The sequence below is a fragment of the Peribacillus sp. RS7 genome, assembly GCF_041956845.1.
Lineage (GTDB): Bacteria > Bacillota > Bacilli > Bacillales > DSM-1321 > Peribacillus.
This window is the reverse complement of record NZ_CP168135.1, coordinates 1461315-1477647: the sequence shown is the minus strand read 5'-3', so window position 1 is coordinate 1477647 and position 16333 is coordinate 1461315. Positions and strand designations below refer to the sequence as shown.

Here is a 16333-nt window from a genome sequence, read left to right as displayed (position 1 = left end):
CATTATATCGAGAATTATCGATATGTCAAATGATTAATAAAAAAATCATTCCCATACTTCTTTTGCTACATCAACGACGAACTTCAACTTTTCCCACTGCTGTTCTTCCGTTACCTTGTTGCCGTGATGGGTGGAAGCGAAGCCGCATTGCGGGCTTAAGCATAATTGTTCGAAAGGAACGAAGCGCGAGGCTTCTTTAATGCGTGCCTTAACAGCTTCCTTGTCTTCGATTTCTCCATTTTTTGAAGTGACGACCCCTAGAACGACACGCGCCCCGCCATTTGGAATGTATTCCAATGGTTTGAAATCCCCTGAGCGATCATCGTCATATTCCAAGAAGAATCCATCCACTTTTTCTTTTGCCAATAATGTTGGGGCAATACGGGCATAGCTTCCTTCAAATGCCCATGTCGACTGGTAGTTTCCACGACAAAGGTGGGTGGTGACTACCAGGTCTTCTGGTTTGCCTTCCAATGCGCCATTAATTACACGCAGTGCTAAATCAATTAATTGTTCCCTCGTATATTTTCCCTCTTTGAACTGGAAATCCGGAGCTGAAAGCCTGGCAATATATACATCATCCAATTGAAGATAACGCACTCCTGCATCATAAAAAGCTTTCAAAGCATGCTGATACGCTTTGACGATATCATTTGCATAGTCTTCGATATCAGGGTAGACGTCTTCATTTTGAACACCTACAGCAAATAATTGATTGGGACTGGGAATGGTTTGTTTGGCAACGGCACGTCCGTCCACAATTTTGTTCAATTCAATAAAATCACGAATGAAGGGATGTTCAGGATTGAATGAAACCTTTCCGGTATTGCGAACGTTATATCTCTCTGTTTCCACACCATCGAAAGTTAGTCCTTTTTCAGTAACATATCCCTCGATTCCATTTAAATGTTCGAGGAAGTCAAAGTGCCACCAGGTCCGTCTGAACTCACCATCCGTCACAGCCTCTAATCCAACTTCAATCTGTTTATCGACAATCCGATTGATTTCTTCGGTTTCAACTTCACGAAGTCGTTCCGCTGAAATTGTGCCATCCTTAAATTGCTTTCTGGCAATATGTAAACGTTCCGGTCTTAATAAACTCCCGACGTGGTCCGCCCTAAAAGGCGCTTTCGTTAATGTGATTGACATGTTGCATTCCTTCTTTCCTTTTATAAAATAAAAAACCTCTTCTTAAAAATAAGAAGAGGTGTTGGCAGCATAGCTATTTACTCTTCTTATCTTCAAGTTTTTACACTTCTGGAATTAGCACAGTACATGATTAGTCTGTTGCTGAGGCATCAAAGGGCCAGTCCCTCCACCTCTCTGGATAAGAGTTGTCTATTAAATTAATTATGACTATACAGGTAGTTTTTACAAAGGTCAAGGGTTGAAGGTGGAAGATTTAGAATATATCGATTATTAACTCGGGAAATGTTAACTGCATCCGTGAACCCGGCATATGTTATAACCGACGTTCCTTATGAACTGTGATATTGAAAGTTGGAGGGGAATACCAGGATGAATGCATTCGATCCATCCAATATATTTGGAAATGGCATACCGATAACGGTAACTGCAGCTATGATAGAGAGTATCATAAAGATGAAATCATCTGATCAGGATATTAAAGTCGAGATTACGCCAAAGCATATAGTGCTTTCCGGAACGACGGAAGTGAAAAAAATGATGTTTAAGAAAAACGTAGCTTTCAGGATTACATTAAAACCGGTTCACGTGGAAAAAAGAACGATCTCATTTGAATTAGTGGAAATGGAACCGATTGACAGGAGTTTCATCAACCAAAGGATATTTAACAGACCGCCATTTTTTGAATTTGAAAATAGAATGATCAAAATGAATGTTAGTGCTTGGAACATCGTTAGAAAAATCCCGGTCGGCACAATTAAATCATTTGAACTTGTCGATGGTGCATTGAAAATGAAACTTTCTTTATGATGGATCGTTTTTAGCCGCAATATATAAAGGGGATGCCAGGTATGTTAGTGTAAGGATGGATAGGGTGGCGATTCATTAAAATGTGTTTGAAAAACCAAGCTCTTTAAAATATACTGAATTACTAAAAGTTTTAGTTTTTCCAGAGATAAGGGGGAAAATAATGAACCAGAAGATTTTGCCTGCTTCGGCAAGCATGAAGGATTTCGAAAGATTCTTAGAAAGTTCCTATGAAATAGGCGTGTTTCTTGATTTGCATATATCACAATTGAAAAATGTAAGTATGATGGCAAAGCAGCATAATAAGAAAATGATTTATCATGTCGATTTGATCCATGGCATAAGAAGTGATGAATATGCGACAGAATTCATTTGTCAGGAGTATAATCCATATGGGTTGATTTCGACTAAATCAAACGTTATTTTGAAAGCGAAGCAAAAGGGGGTCATTGCCATCCAGCGAATCTTTTTAATAGATTCACATGCGTTGGAGAAAAGTTATAAGCTGGTGCAGAAAACCAAGCCGGATTATATCGAAGTTTTGCCGGGGGCTATGCCGTGGATGATAAAAGAAGTGAAGGAACGACTACAAACACCCATTTTTGCAGGCGGTCTCATCCGTACTTCTGATGAAGTACTGAACGCCCTTGATGCTGGAGCGTCGGCAATCACCACTTCCAAAACTGAATTATGGGATATCGTCTAATAGGATAGAACGAGGAATTTGAAAAAAATTACAGAAAAATAGATTAATTTTTCACAAAATAATTGACAGCGTTTTCACAACCTAGTATATTTTACATTACAAGTTAATATATGTGACGGAGACTAGGAGATTCACAACAGATCTATTCATAATTTTTTTATGAGGATAGTTCTGCTGTGAATCTCCTTTTATTTGTTTGCAAGGTTTTTAAATTATCAGGGGAGGGGTTTTATTCATGACTCCATTTTGGGGAGAAGTAGTAGGCACAATGATTTTAGTTTTATTCGGAGCAGGTATTGGAGCGGGTTCATCCTTAAAGGGATCTTATGCTAAAGATGCCGGTTGGATCGTTATCACGATTGCGTGGGGACTGGCTGTCACCATGGGTGTTTTTGCAGTGGGATCCATAAGCGGGGCGCATTTAAATCCGGCGGTCACAGTAGGATTTGCCATTATTGGAGAGTTTCCATGGAGTGATGTACCTGGTTACATCGTTGCCCAAATGATTGGCGCAATCCTGGGGGCAACTCTAGTATTCCTGCACTATTTGCCACACTGGAAAGCTACTGATGATCCAGGAACGAAGCTTGGTGTGTTTGCGACTTCACCTGCTATCCCACATACATTTTCCAATCTATTAAGTGAAATGATTGGAACTTTCATCCTTATTCTTGGTTTATTATTCATAGGTGCCAATGATTTTACAGAGGGTTTGAACCCATTCGCTGTCGGTTTATTAATTGTCGTGATTGGGATGTCACTCGGGGGAACGACAGGATATGCCATAAACCCGGCCCGTGATCTGGGGCCCCGCATCGCTCACTTTTTGCTGCCGATACCGGGTAAAGGCAATTCGAATTGGGGCTATTCATGGATTCCGGTAGTTGGACCGATTGTTGGGGGTTCACTTGGTGCCGTTTGTTATAAAGCATTCTTTTTAGGGGATATAACAGTAGGATTTTGGTCTGTTTTGGGTGCAAGCTTGGTACTATTGGTATTAGCCTATGCATTTGGGAAAAAGCAGTCACATGAATTGGAAAGCAGGAATATCGCTAGTTAATTAAAAGGAGGGGCATACACTATGGAAAAATATATTTTATCATTAGATCAAGGAACAACAAGTTCTCGGGCGATTTTATTTAACGAAAAGGGGGAAATCGTCCATTCCTCCCAAAAGGAATTCACGCAGCATTTCCCTAAACCAGGCTGGGTCGAGCATAACGCCAATGAGATTTGGGGATCGATCCTGGCAGTGATTGCCGGTGTACTATCGGAATCCGGTGTAAAGCCAGAGCAAATTGCTGGTATCGGGATTACTAATCAGCGTGAAACGGCAGTCGTTTGGGATAAGGAGACAGGTACTCCTGTTTATAATGCGATTGTATGGCAGTCAAGACAAACAAGTGAAATCTGTGATGATTTGAAGGAAAAGGGACTTAATGATTTATTCCGGGATAAAACGGGATTGTTGATAGATGCATATTTTTCCGGAACGAAAGTGAAATGGATCCTCGATAATGTGGAAGGGGCACGACAAAAGGCGGAGGAAGGCAAGCTGTTATTCGGTACCATCGATACTTGGCTAATCTGGAAGCTTTCAGGAGGCAAGGCTCACGTAACGGACTATTCCAACGCATCCCGGACATTGATGTACAATATTCATGAACTGAAATGGGATGAAGAACTGCTGGAGATATTGACTGTACCGAAGTCGATGCTGCCGGAAGTAAGACCATCATCCGAGGAGTATGCACGTACGGTCGAGTATCATTTCTTCGGCCAATCTATTCCGATTGCCGGAGCAGCCGGTGATCAGCAGGCTGCATTATTTGGCCAAGCCTGCTTTAATGAAGGAATGGCCAAAAATACGTATGGCACAGGCTGTTTCATGCTCATGAATACAGGGGAAAAGGCTGTCAGTTCCGACCACGGACTATTGACGACCCTTGCTTGGGGATTGAATGGGAAGGTCGAATATGCACTGGAAGGCAGTATATTCGTAGCTGGCTCCGCAATCCAATGGCTGCGAGATGGTCTGCGGATGCTTCATGATGCCAAGGATAGCGAAGCCTATGCAAAACGGGTGGAAAGTACGGATGGAGTATATGTAGTGCCGGCTTTTGTAGGCCTTGGAACTCCATATTGGGACAGTGAAGTACGGGGAGCCGTTTTTGGTTTGACGCGCGGTACCTCCAAAGAACATTTCATTCGTGCCACACTTGAATCACTTGCGTATCAAACGAAGGATGTCCTTGATGCAATGGAGGCGGATTCAGGAATCGAGCTGCAGACATTGAGAGTGGATGGCGGTGCAGTCAAGAATGACTTCTTAATGCAATTCCAAAGTGATTTATTACGGGTGCCTGTCGAAAGGCCGATCATAAACGAAACTACGGCATTGGGGGCTGCGTATTTAGCGGGACTTGCTGTCGGGTATTGGAAGGATCAAGAAGAAATTTCTCGGCAATGGGCGGTGGACAAAACCTTCAAACAATCCATGGCAGAGCAAGATAGTGATAAATTATATGAGGGCTGGAAAAAAGCTGTACACGCTGCAATGGCGTTTAAATAAAAAAACAAGGTGATTTCTTTCTCAAATGAGCTGGAGTATGCTATACTGAAATCAAGTTAATAACTCGGCCGGAGAACAGGAGAGACCATGAATGCGTTATCGTGAATTCGATAATGTGCATTTATGGTCTCTCTTTTTTGTTTTTAAAGGCAGATTAGGGATATTAATATCTATATGAATGAGAAACTATGAGAACAAATGAACCAATTGAATATAAGCGAACTCACGAGAAAACAGCGCGAACTCACGAGTAAACGTGCAGAACCACGAGTAAGCAGCACGAACTCACGAGTAAACAGCACGAATACACGAGTAAATAGCGCGAATTCACGAGCAATTCAAGCTACACGACAATAGAGAGCATTACTTAAAGGAGGAGTCAGGGATGAGGTTTTCAAATATATATCGGGAAGAAACAATCGAACTTCTGAAAAAGGAAAAATATGATGTAGTTGTCATTGGTGGGGGAATTACCGGTGCAGGAATCGCCCTGGATGCAACGACCCGTGGGATGAAAGTGGCATTGGTTGAAATGCAGGACTTTGCGGCAGGTACTTCAAGCCGCTCGACAAAACTGGTCCATGGCGGTTTAAGGTATTTGAAGCAATTTGAGATAAAAATGGTTGCTGAGGTTGGTAAAGAGCGGGAAATCGTTTATGAAAATGGACCGCATGTGACCACGCCGGAATGGATGCTGTTACCGATGCACAAAGGAGGCACCTTCGGGAAATTCAGTACTTCCATTGGACTCCGTGTATATGATTTCCTTGCAGGTGTTAAAAAAGCAGAACGCAGGAAAATGCTTTCGGCGGATGAAACGCTAAAGCGGGAGCCCCTCGTTAAGAAAGAGGGACTGAAAGGCGGAGGCTACTATGTCGAATATCGGACAGATGATGCTCGTCTGACGATTGAAGTGATGAAGGCAGCTGTCGATAAAGGTGCAACGGCGATAAATTATACAAAAGTAGATAAATTGTTATATGAAAATGGAAAGGTGAACGGCGTCCAAGTTGCCGATTTACTTTCAGGTGATGCTTATGAAATATACGCAGACAAAGTTATTAATGCAGCAGGTCCATGGGTGGATTCCATCCGTGAGAAAGATCAATCGAAAAAAGGGAAAACGCTGAAGTTATCCAAGGGTGTCCATGTGGTCATCGACCAATCGAAGTTCCCGTTGAAGCAGGCGCTTTATTTTGATACACCTGATGGACGGATGATCTTTGCCATCCCGAGAGCCGGTAAAGCTTATGTAGGGACTACGGACACTTTTTATGATGGTGATCCTGCAGTGCCAACCGTTACATCCGAGGACCGTGCCTATTTATTAAAGTCGATACATTATATGTTTCCAGAAGTGAAAATTTCCGATGATGATATCGAATCAAGCTGGGCTGGAGTAAGACCGTTGATTCTTGAAGAAGGAAAAGACCCTTCTGAAATATCAAGGAAAGATGAAATATGGGAGTCCGATTCGGGTCTTATCACGATTGCGGGAGGTAAATTGACCGGTTATCGCAAAATGGCAAAAACGACGGTCGATCTTGTGGCAGGGAAGCTTTCCCAGCAATCTAATAAGACTTACCCAACCAGCAGCACTAAAGGAATGCCGATTTCAGGAGGGGATGTCGGAGGATCAAGCAACTTCTCCGATTATATCAAGCAACATATTCAAATGGGAGTGGACTCAGGAATTGCCGTTAAGGACTCCGAAGAAATATTGGCCATGTACGGGTCCAACGCACCTGTGTTATTTGATATCGCAAAAAGCGAAGGAGACGGAGCAGCAAGCATTGGCCTTCCGCAGAAATTGTTCGTACAGCTGAAATACGCACTAGAACATGAAATGGCCGCAACTCCAGTGGACTTCTTCTTCCGAAGGACCGGGACCCTGTTATTCGATATCGATTTAGTCCAAACGCATAAAAGTGCAGTGATTGAATATATGGCTGGATACTTCGGGTGGACGGAATCAACAAAAATGGAGAGAACCAATCAGTTGGAACGGGAAATACTCGGTGCGATTAGAGTATCTTGACTTAAATGAAAAAAACATGACGCCGGTGGAATCGCTGGCGTTTTTTTCGATTCGGGAAGGAAAGGAAAGACGAAACTATTATGTTAGGTTTTCCATGTTCGCCTTAAAGCTCATCATACTAGCAGCCAGTTTCTATGGACCCGTACGTACGGCAGAGCTGGCTTGGCCATTACGTTATGGCTTAATGTCATTGCCATTTTAATTCTGGCTAAACCGGCGCTTATTGCGTTAAAGGATTACGAAACGCAAAAGAAGACGGGGTTTGATTGGTTTTCGATCCCAAAGCTTTAGGCATAAAAAACGCAGACTTTTTTGGGAGCATGAATACACCGGAGACAAGGAAAACGTTTCATGAAGAGAAATGCCCTGATATAAATTAATAAATATATGGAGATACATGAAAAACCAGCTCTAGGTATTTGAGAGCTGGTTTTTTATCATATTGCGATAACTAGGACAAAACTGAAATTGTCAACATAACCAGTGAGGCTTTAGTTTACATAGAAGGACTATAAGGATGGAATATTATTGAGAAAATAATCATATTATTTAAGATTGTAATTATATAAGTGTGTGGGGGAGTTTGATTAAAGATGAAGCTGACAAAGGTCGATACAGTATATCAACTATCTTTCATGCCACGCGTATTTCCCGTAAACTGTTATTTCATAGAAGAAGAGGATAGCCTTACACTAGTAGATGCAGCTTTACCCTACAGCGGAAAAAGTATTTTGAAGGCGGCGCGGATTATTGGAAAACCGATAACAAGAATAATAGTTACTCATGCACATGATGATCATGTCGGTGCACTAGACGGGCTAAAAGCGTTAATGCCTGATGTGCAGGTGAGTATTTCTATCAGGGAAGCATCATTACTGGCTGGTGATTCCAGCCCCTTACAAAATGAAAATCCAATTCGCGGTGGAGTCCCCAAAAACATTCAAACTCAACCAGACTTACTGCTTAAAGAGGGCGACCGTATCGGTTCATTGGAAGTGATTTATTCACCTGGGCATACCCCTGGTTCGATATCGCTTCTTGATACCCGGAATCATAGTTTAATTGTCGGGGATGCCCTGCAGACAAGAGGCGGAACTGCAATTTCTGGAATCATTAAACCTTTATTTCCATTCCCTGCCTATGCTACATGGGATAAACTCCTTGCCCTTGAAAGTGCAAAGAAATTAAGAAGTCTTAATCCGCATTTGCTTGCTGTAGGTCATGGAAAGATGCTAGAACAACCTGGGAATTCCATGGACAAAGCAATAGTTGAAGCTGAATTAAAATTCCAGCAATGAAAGAATGGGAAAGTGCCGGCATATTGAGATGTTATCCCAAAAAGAGTGAGGAACATGGCTGATGGGTCTCCGTGCTCCTCACTCTTTAGCTGTTTGAATCTTTTAACCGTAAAAGCGAAATGCCTTAAGATTTTTGCTTTATAAGCTGTAAATCGATGTAGAGTTGTATTCTTGAGTGTAAGTCATCAAAATCGATTGAAGTGAGATCGGCTATTTGGTTCAATCTATATTTCAATGTGTTGGTATGAATGTATAGCTGCTCAGCTGTCGGTTTGATCCGGCAATTGTTCAACAGATATATTTCCAATGTTTGAAGGAGTTTCGTTTGGCTTTCCTGGTCCTTCTTTTGAAGAATCTGTAAATCCATATTGATATAATTCGTTTTAGTATGATGATGGGAGATCATTTCGAGGTAACGGAAAATCCCTAGCTTGCTATATTGGAAAGGAAGCTGTTCAGGTTTACCGATGAACTTCGCTGCATTGATCACTTCCAGGGCTTCGAGGTAGGATTTTCTTAATTGAAGAATCGAAGAATATTCATTTCCGATTCCCGGGAACACCCTTTGATCATTGAATTGGGAAAGAACCGTATTCGTTAAATCATTGGCGCTTTCAGAAAGGAGTTCTTTCCCTTTTCCGTTGCTGCCAATTAATACGATGATCTTCAATTGGTTTGTGAATACATGGGAAAAATGATTCAAAGCATTGGCGAATAGACTGACTGTATCCGTTAATTCATCGAAATGTTCCGCATCGGATTGAGCGATGGTAAAGACATTTACAAGGAAAGTTTCCGGAATGAGGAGATTCATATTGGCGGCTTCCCATTTTATTTGGTTTTCAGTTTGATAGACTTCATCAATGACCTTTTGATAAAACTCATTTTTTTCTTCATCTTTTTTCATGTTTATCTGTTTTTTCTGATAAAGGAGCTTGCCGATATGATGGGAAACCTCATGCAAAAATTCCAAGTCTGAATCAGTCATCATTTCCGTCTCTTGAACCCATATGAATCCGAAGACTTGCCCTTTGTGTACCGCGCTTACAACGACTCTTTGATTTAAACCGATTTCCTCGATTTGTTTCACTCTAAAGGGATGCTGCACCGTTTTAAGCTGTTCGACAATGCCCTCATCCATGAATTTCTCCAAGATTGGAATCGGCCAATGCTTTGTGAAAATGGTTTGCCGATTGGCTTGGTCGAAGTGATCGATATAATATGAACTATATGACAGCAATAAAAATTGGTCATTTTCGATGACCACTGGTTTTTTTAAATAAGTGCTGACCATATCCGTTATATCGTTGATGTTTGTGAGAGTAAGGATTTTTTCTAATGACATATATGGCCCCCTGTTTTTTGAATTGGATGATAACTTAGTCTAATAATACTTTTAAACGGATGATGTGTATAGGGGCAAGCACAAAGAAGGAACGGTATATGAAAAAAATTTCATATACCGTTCCTTTCAGGGGATTTATTATTGTTTTAATGTTCTTTCGAATTCTTCGAACTTTTCTTCTACTTCTTTAGATGGTTTCGCTGTAAGAAGACTGACCACGATGATGGCAATCAAGCTCGCGCCAAAACCAGGAATCATTTCATAAAGCGTTTCGGATAATCCGGCCATGGACCAGAAAATTACAGTCCCGGCACCAACGACCATCCCTGCTAATGCGCCCCATTTTGTCATGCGTTTCCAGCAGAGGCTTAGTAAGACCAATGGACCGAATGAAGAACCGAATCCAGCCCAAGCATACCCTACAAGTGCAAGAATCGTGTCATTTTTCTCCCAAGAGAGAATAAGCGCGATGATCGATATGATCAGTACAGAAAGTCTGCCTAGGAAGACAAGCTCTTTATCTGAAGCGGAACGACGGAAGAAGGTTTTGTATATATCCTCCGTTAAAGAGCTGGCTGTAACCAACAACTGCGAAGAAATCGTGCTCATGACGGCTGCCAGTATTGCTGAAATCAAGAAACCAGTAATGAATGGGTGGAACAGTATTTCCCCTAACTCTATGAAAATCGTTTCAGGATCAGCTAACTTGAGACCGTTCTGAGAAAAATACGTGATTCCGATGAATCCAGTCAGCATGGCACCAATAGTTGAGAAAATCATCCAGCCCATCCCGATAGCACGGGCTTTCTTTATTTCCTTAATAGAACTGATTGCCATAAAGCGGACAATGATATGGGGTTGTCCGAAGTAACCCAGTCCCCATGCAAATAATGAGATGATGCCTAAAAAGCTAGTTCCGGTAAAAATATTCAATAGGGCAGGATCAATGGAACGTGGTGTATCTATGGAAGGGCCGAAGCCGCCAACATGGAAAAGGGTGACGATCGGTACAAGAACCAGGGCGACGACCATGATGAGTCCTTGAACAAAGTCTGTCCAGCTTACTGCCAGGAATCCACCGAATAAAGTATAGGCAACGGTGACGCCTGTTAAGATCCATAGACCTGTATGGTAATCAAGGCCAAATGTACTTTGGAATAAGACTCCGCCGGACACCATTCCGGAAGAAACGTAAAAGGTAAAGAATATCAGGATAACCAATGCTGAAATGAGCCTTAAGATCCGTGAGCCCTCACCAAAACGATTTTCCAGGAAAGCAGGAATCGTAATGGAGTTATTGGCTACTTCCGTATATGTTCTCAATCTTGGTGCAACATACAGCCAGTTCGCATAGGCACCAAGCGTCAGGCCGATTACGATCCAGATGGAACTGAGTCCCGTTGCGAACATGGCGCCTGGCATCCCCATTAAAAGCCAGCCGCTCATATCGGCAGCTCCGGCACTTAATGCAGTGACGGCAGGGCCAAGACCCCGGTCGCCAAGCATGTAATCATTTAGATTAGTGGTCTTTTTGTAGGCGAAATATCCGATTAACAGCATGCCCGCCATATAAATGCTGATCGAAGTTACTAATGCGTAATCTATCATTTGAAGACTCCCTTCAGGATGTTATATATAATTTTTTGTTTTAAAAGAGGAAGCAACCTATTTGTCACTTCCTCCGTTTACCCTCGTTTTGGTTTTGTATCGCAAAATGGAAGATACATAACCAAAACGAGTATTCAAACTGCTTGATGGAACATTATCAGAACGTTTCTGATGTTGTTTTAGCTTGCATATGAAGCTGCAAGTAGTCCGGTCCGCCTGCCTTGGAATCGGTTCCTGACATGTTGAACCCGCCGAAAGGCTGATAACCTACGATTGCACCAGTACAGCCGCGGTTGAAATACAAGTTCCCCACATGGAATTCTTCACGTGCTTTTTCCATGTTAAGGCGATTTGTCGTAATGACAGCCCCAGTTAAACCATATTCTGTGTTATTGGCAATTTCAAGAGCTTCGTTAAAGTCTTTGGCTTTTGTAAAGGCAACGACTGGTCCGAAGATTTCTTCTTGCATCAAACGGGCTTTCGGTTCGACATCAGCGACGATTGTCGGTTGAACGAAATAGCCTTTAGAGCTATCTCCTTCTCCTCCAGTCAGAATGCGTCCTTCTTGGTTCCCGATTTCAATATAGCTCATGATTTTGTCGAAAGCTGCTTGATCGATTACAGGACCCATGAAGTGGTTCTCTGTAGGATTACCGACAGTCAGTTGTTTAGTTAACTCGACAGCGCGATCCAAAACTTGATCATATACATCTTCTACAATGACAGCACGGGAGCAAGCAGAACATTTTTGTCCCGAGAAGCCAAATGCCGATTTCACGATCGATTGAGCTGCCAATTCCAGATCAGCCTCTTTGTCGACGACGATCGTATCTTTTCCGCCCATTTCAGCAATGACACGCTTTAGCCAAACTTGGCCTTCGTTCACTTCTGAAGCACGTTTGTAAATGCGCAGACCTACATCACGTGAACCGGTGAAGGAAATGAAACGTGTTTTTGGATGATCTACCAGGTAGTCGCCCACTTCGGCTCCGTTCCCTGGAACGAAATTCAATACTCCAGCTGGAAGGCCTGCTTCAAGCATCACTTCAACGAATTTCGCAGCAACAATAGGAGTGGTCGAAGCTGGTTTCAACAGGATTGTGTTACCAGTAACGATAGCTGCAACAGCTGTACCTGCCATGATGGCAAATGGGAAGTTCCAAGGAGAAATGATGATGCCGACTCCTAATGGAATGTAATCATAGCGGTTATATTCTCCTGGACGGCTTTGTACAGGCACACCATCTTTAAGCGTCAACATTTGACGGGCATAGAATTCAAGGAAATCGATTGCTTCAGCTGTATCGGCATCAGCTTCATTCCAAGGTTTTCCTGCCTCTTTTGTCAATAACGCAGAGAATTCATGCTTGCGTCTGCGAATGATGGCAGCGGCTTTGAATAAAACGTCAGCACGGATTTCCGGCTTCACTTTTTTCCAGCTTTCAAAAGCTAAAGACGCTTCCTGCATGGCTTTTTCAGCAAGATCCCTGTTCGCTTTCGATACTCGGCCGATGACCTCTTCCTTATCTGCAGGGTTATATGAAACGATTTTCTCATCTGTCGTCACTTTCTCTGCCCCGATATAAAGAGGGTAGTCTTGCCCTAAGTAGCCTTCAACAGTTTGAAGAGCTTCCTGATACGCTTTTTTGTTTTCCTCGTTTGTAAAATCAACAAATGGTTCGTGTTTATATGAAATCATTGATTACTCACACCTTTTTATAGATTTTTTGTAACAATTAGAATATTAAATGTATATTTAGCTTTTGACCATCCCTTTGAAGGCAAAGGCAATATTGGATGGCCTTTCTGCAAGCCTTCTCATGAAGTATCCATACCAATCCAGACCATATGGTACATAGACGCGCATTTTGTAACCTTGCTTGACCAACTCGTATTGTGTTTTGTTTCTCATGCCATAAAGCATTTGAAATTCGAATTGTGTATTTGGAATGTTGTGCCTCTTAGCCAACTCTTTTGTATACTCGATGATTTTGTCATCATGTGAGGCGATGGCCGTATAATTACCGTTAAGAAGACTTTGCTTAATCAACTTTTTATAGTTTTCATCTACATCATCCTTTTCGGGAAAAGCCACCTCTGGAGATTCCTTGTAGGCACCCTTTACGAGACGCAGGAATGGCTTATATTGGGCAAGGTCCTCCAAATCTTTCTCTGTGCGGAATAAATATGCTTGCAGAACAGTACTTATGCAGCTGTATTTTTCCTTGAACTGTCTAAAAATGTCGATTGTTGCCTGACAGCGAACTTCATCTTCCATGTCGATCGTGACCATGACTTTATGCTTTTCTGCCGTATCAAGAATTTTCGTCATGTTCTCTATGACCAGATTATGATCGATATCGAGTCCCAAAGAAGTCATCTTTAGAGAAACTTGTGAATCAAGTTTTTCCCTGCTGATCATTTCGATGGTTTCGATGCATTCTGCCGTCCTTTCCTGAGTCACTTCCTTAGAATCAACGAATTCCCCAAGATGGTCGACTGTAACCGACAAGCCACTATTATTAAGTTGTTTAATAAATTTAATGGAACTTTGGAAATCAGTTCCCCCAATGATCTTTCCAGCAGCAAAACTTCCTCCGCTTTTTTTAGCAATATTATTAAGCAGATTATTTTTAGATAAAAATAAGAAAAAGTCCCTTGTAATGGCTTCCATATAAAGCGCACCCCCTAAGAAGATGTATTTCAATAAATTAAGCTTACGATTATTCGACAATATTCACAATGTTTCAAAAAAACAATAATTATGCCTTCTGTTTGTTGGTTATGGACAAATGAAAAGGTTTACATTTTTTCTTTTATGATCGGATAGAAACGAAGGTTTATATTTTAACTTAAAGAGAAACGCTAGAAATAAAGGCTTTATCAGGAAGCGATGATGTGAAGGTCATCAATAAATACGTTTAAAAGTGGCACCTCGACCATAATCATCCAATGCGTTATAATGAACCTAATTTAACGGAATGGGTGCAAAGTTCGAAGATAAAACGATTAATGAAGCTTTCAGAAGTAAAATGGGTGATAAACCGTAAAATAAGTCGCATCGGCAAGCCGGGGAGGATAAGGAATGGATGCTGTACTTGAAGAACTTAGAGAAACATCGGGTTTGATAATAGGATTAATAATGGCCCTGGTAATATTGGGGCTGATCGGTTATGCCCTTACGAATGTACATGATTCCATTGTGTCGCCTGTGGTTCAGTTCATAAAGAAAATGGTTAGTCGAAAATAGCTGAAGCGAAATAAATAACCCTTTGTCCCTAATCGATAACAAGCCCTTGATAATAGAAATCCCTGCAGGGTTTGTCTAAAAGGAACAAAAGAACTGCAAGAAATGAAAATGAAGAAAATCCCCGCTCCTAATGGAGGTGGGGGATTTCAGACTGTAGGCAAATTCGAATAATTTGCCTACAGTCTTTTTATTTTATAAACGTTCCAGTTGATTTCAGAAATCCACTCCCTTTCCGCCGACTTGCTGCCAAGCCTCCTCACCGCAAGCGCCTGGACAATCTCCCGACCGGTATGATCTTTGGTGTATGTAAGCTTGAAAATTGTTTGAAGGTAATTGAAAATAACGGGATGCAGGCAATACTGGAAGATGGACAAGTGGAATCAAGGCAATGATTTTTTTTAGGAGCCTTCACAGTGGGAGTATACGCCTGGGAAGTTAAGGACATGCGGCTGTTCCAGCGAAAGGAAAGCTTGGACTAAGGGAACATGGATAATGAGAGTATCAACATTTAGCCCCGGCCATTACGCTGGGGCCTTTTTGTTTATAAATCAAAGTAGTCATCTGCCTTTGCGCCAGCATCTATAATTCGAACCGCCTTCATGATTTTCTTTAATACTCCGGCTGACGGCACATACTTGGGGTCGCTGCAAACTCTGCTTATCGTATTGCGTGAGATTCCGGACGCACTTACAAACTCCTCTTGTGAATATCCGTGCTTATCGATGAATTTGCCTACCTTACTTCGTGGCTTTCCCTTCCCGAATCTAAACATTTTGATAACCTCCTAGATTAATTTACTAGCAGTCTCGTCCAACTTTCACAAAAATATACGCATAGTTTCGCAAAAATTTGGTATACAAACGGTTGGTCGGAACAAACGAGATTTGAAATGCATTTTTTGTGGTCTTTCCAAATAGTTATGACAGGATGTATGATGAAGTTCTAAGTTCTTTGAATTTATTTCCATTTGAATTACAATAATAAATGGGCATTTGTAAGCGAACACAAACTGAATAATTTAAGGATATAGTTAATTCTTGTGTAAATTAGGAGGAAATCATGGGAAGAATAGTTCATTTCGAAATTCATGTGAATGACATGGAACGGGCAAAGAAGTTTTATGGAGAGGTATTCGGATGGACATTTCAAGACTGGAGTGAGTATGCAGGAATGCCTTACTTTGGAGCAGTAACTGGTGATGAGAATGAACCTGGGATCGATGGTGCTTTGATGCAGCGTCATAGTGCTCCACCGGAAACAAACCAAGCGTTAAATGCATTTGCTTGTACCATGGGAGTGGAAAGTTACGATTTAACGGAAGCTAAAATTATTGAAAATGGCGGCAAGGTCGCAATGCCCAAATTTGCCCTGCCCGGAATGGCTTGGCAAGGATACTATATTGATACCGAAGGCAATACTTTTGGAATTCATCAACCCGATGTGAATGCAAAATAGAGTTGATAATAGGTGAATTAAAACATGAAACACAAGGCACGGCAGCCATGCTTTAAAATGTACGATATATCTGTCTGACCTATCTAATTCAAGAAGCCTATTTACGTG

General features: G+C 41.7%; 14 protein-coding genes, 1 pseudogene and 1 riboswitch. Of the genes and pseudogenes, 9 read left to right on the top strand and 6 right to left on the bottom strand.

Annotation, left to right across the window (positions count from 1 at the left end):
* Nucleotides 1-45 precede the first annotated feature (45 nt).
* Nucleotides 46-1149: a 5-methyltetrahydropteroyltriglutamate--homocysteine S-methyltransferase gene (locus ACDZ29_RS07660; RefSeq protein WP_375090586.1), complete on the bottom strand. Its 1104-nt coding sequence runs from the start codon at nucleotides 1147-1149 to the stop codon at nucleotides 46-48.
* Between the two features lie 83 nt (nucleotides 1150-1232).
* Nucleotides 1233-1334, bottom strand: a riboswitch (SAM riboswitch).
* 184 nt (nucleotides 1335-1518) lie between these two features.
* On the opposite strand from ACDZ29_RS07660, the gene ACDZ29_RS07655 reads away from it, so the two are divergent.
* From ACDZ29_RS07655 to ACDZ29_RS07625, 7 genes and pseudogenes are all read left to right on the top strand, one after another.
* Entirely contained in the window at nucleotides 1519-1956 is a 438-nt protein-coding gene (locus tag ACDZ29_RS07655; protein WP_375090585.1) for a hypothetical protein, read from the top strand.
* Between the two features lie 160 nt (nucleotides 1957-2116).
* Nucleotides 2117-2659 carry a glycerol-3-phosphate responsive antiterminator gene (locus tag ACDZ29_RS07650; RefSeq protein WP_289326750.1) on the top strand — a complete coding sequence of 181 codons (543 nt, stop codon included), beginning with the start codon at nucleotides 2117-2119 and terminating at the stop codon, nucleotides 2657-2659.
* A 235-nt stretch (nucleotides 2660-2894) separates the two neighbouring features.
* On the top strand, nucleotides 2895-3719 hold the full coding sequence (locus ACDZ29_RS07645; RefSeq protein ID WP_289314617.1) for an MIP/aquaporin family protein: 825 nt from the start codon (nucleotides 2895-2897) through the stop codon (nucleotides 3717-3719).
* Between the two features lie 21 nt (nucleotides 3720-3740).
* The gene (gene glpK / locus ACDZ29_RS07640; RefSeq protein WP_375090584.1) at nucleotides 3741-5231 is read left to right on the top strand and encodes a glycerol kinase GlpK; all 1491 of its coding nucleotides are present in this window, start codon (nucleotides 3741-3743) and stop codon (nucleotides 5229-5231) included.
* A gap of 385 nt (nucleotides 5232-5616) precedes the next feature.
* Nucleotides 5617-7269, top strand: a complete 1653-nt coding sequence (locus tag ACDZ29_RS07635; RefSeq protein ID WP_375090583.1) for a glycerol-3-phosphate dehydrogenase/oxidase — start codon at nucleotides 5617-5619, stop codon at nucleotides 7267-7269.
* Nucleotides 7270-7363: 94 nt separating this feature from the next.
* Nucleotides 7364-7624: pseudogene (locus ACDZ29_RS07630) on the top strand (alanine:cation symporter family protein); the annotation flags it as partial.
* 238 nt (nucleotides 7625-7862) lie between these two features.
* Nucleotides 7863-8567 carry an MBL fold metallo-hydrolase gene (locus ACDZ29_RS07625; protein ID WP_375090582.1) on the top strand — a complete coding sequence of 235 codons (705 nt, stop codon included), beginning with the start codon at nucleotides 7863-7865 and terminating at the stop codon, nucleotides 8565-8567.
* Between the two features lie 124 nt (nucleotides 8568-8691).
* On the opposite strand, the gene ACDZ29_RS07620 is transcribed toward ACDZ29_RS07625, so the two are convergent.
* From ACDZ29_RS07620 to ACDZ29_RS07605, 4 genes are all read right to left on the bottom strand, one after another.
* The gene (locus tag ACDZ29_RS07620; protein WP_289314622.1) at nucleotides 8692-9912 is read right to left on the bottom strand and encodes a CdaR family transcriptional regulator; all 1221 of its coding nucleotides are present in this window, start codon (nucleotides 9910-9912) and stop codon (nucleotides 8692-8694) included.
* A 138-nt stretch (nucleotides 9913-10050) separates the two neighbouring features.
* A complete protein-coding gene (putP, locus tag ACDZ29_RS07615; RefSeq protein ID WP_375091113.1) occupies nucleotides 10051-11481 on the bottom strand; it encodes a sodium/proline symporter PutP in 1431 nt (476 codons plus the stop codon).
* A 196-nt stretch (nucleotides 11482-11677) separates the two neighbouring features.
* Nucleotides 11678-13219 (bottom strand): L-glutamate gamma-semialdehyde dehydrogenase, encoded by a 1542-nt coding sequence (gene pruA, locus ACDZ29_RS07610; protein WP_375090581.1) that lies wholly within the window; start codon nucleotides 13217-13219, stop codon nucleotides 11678-11680.
* 57 nt (nucleotides 13220-13276) lie between these two features.
* Nucleotides 13277-14194 (bottom strand): proline dehydrogenase, encoded by a 918-nt coding sequence (locus ACDZ29_RS07605; RefSeq protein WP_289314625.1) that lies wholly within the window; start codon nucleotides 14192-14194, stop codon nucleotides 13277-13279.
* Nucleotides 14195-14605: 411 nt separating this feature from the next.
* On the opposite strand from ACDZ29_RS07605, the gene ACDZ29_RS07600 reads away from it, so the two are divergent.
* On the top strand, nucleotides 14606-14770 hold the full coding sequence (locus ACDZ29_RS07600) for a hypothetical protein (RefSeq protein WP_289326740.1): 165 nt from the start codon (nucleotides 14606-14608) through the stop codon (nucleotides 14768-14770).
* 541 nt (nucleotides 14771-15311) lie between these two features.
* Here the strand turns inward: ACDZ29_RS07600 and ACDZ29_RS07595 are convergent.
* Nucleotides 15312-15542, bottom strand: coding sequence for a helix-turn-helix domain-containing protein (locus ACDZ29_RS07595; protein WP_375090580.1), 231 nt, complete (start codon nucleotides 15540-15542; stop codon nucleotides 15312-15314).
* A gap of 287 nt (nucleotides 15543-15829) precedes the next feature.
* On the opposite strand from ACDZ29_RS07595, the gene ACDZ29_RS07590 reads away from it, so the two are divergent.
* Nucleotides 15830-16225, top strand: a complete 396-nt coding sequence (locus tag ACDZ29_RS07590; protein WP_289326738.1) for a VOC family protein — start codon at nucleotides 15830-15832, stop codon at nucleotides 16223-16225.
* Nucleotides 16226-16333 lie beyond the last annotated feature (108 nt).

Coding starts and splice junctions, on each gene's coding strand:
- ACDZ29_RS07660 (WP_375090586.1), bottom strand. CDS start 1,149: ATGTCAATCACATTAACGAAAGCGCCTTTTAGGGCGGACCACGTCGGG.
- ACDZ29_RS07655 (WP_375090585.1), top strand. CDS start 1,519: ATGAATGCATTCGATCCATCCAATATATTTGGAAATGGCATACCGATA.
- ACDZ29_RS07650 (WP_289326750.1), top strand. CDS start 2,117: ATGAACCAGAAGATTTTGCCTGCTTCGGCAAGCATGAAGGATTTCGAA.
- ACDZ29_RS07645 (WP_289314617.1), top strand. CDS start 2,895: ATGACTCCATTTTGGGGAGAAGTAGTAGGCACAATGATTTTAGTTTTA.
- glpK (WP_375090584.1), top strand. CDS start 3,741: ATGGAAAAATATATTTTATCATTAGATCAAGGAACAACAAGTTCTCGG.
- ACDZ29_RS07635 (WP_375090583.1), top strand. CDS start 5,617: ATGAGGTTTTCAAATATATATCGGGAAGAAACAATCGAACTTCTGAAA.
- ACDZ29_RS07625 (WP_375090582.1), top strand. CDS start 7,863: ATGAAGCTGACAAAGGTCGATACAGTATATCAACTATCTTTCATGCCA.
- ACDZ29_RS07620 (WP_289314622.1), bottom strand. CDS start 9,912: ATGTCATTAGAAAAAATCCTTACTCTCACAAACATCAACGATATAACG.
- putP (WP_375091113.1), bottom strand. CDS start 11,481: ATGGCGGGCATGCTGTTAATCGGATATTTCGCCTACAAAAAGACCACT.
- pruA (WP_375090581.1), bottom strand. CDS start 13,219: ATGATTTCATATAAACACGAACCATTTGTTGATTTTACAAACGAGGAA.
- ACDZ29_RS07605 (WP_289314625.1), bottom strand. CDS start 14,194: ATGGAAGCCATTACAAGGGACTTTTTCTTATTTTTATCTAAAAATAAT.
- ACDZ29_RS07600 (WP_289326740.1), top strand. CDS start 14,606: ATGGATGCTGTACTTGAAGAACTTAGAGAAACATCGGGTTTGATAATA.
- ACDZ29_RS07595 (WP_375090580.1), bottom strand. CDS start 15,542: ATGTTTAGATTCGGGAAGGGAAAGCCACGAAGTAAGGTAGGCAAATTC.
- ACDZ29_RS07590 (WP_289326738.1), top strand. CDS start 15,830: ATGGGAAGAATAGTTCATTTCGAAATTCATGTGAATGACATGGAACGG.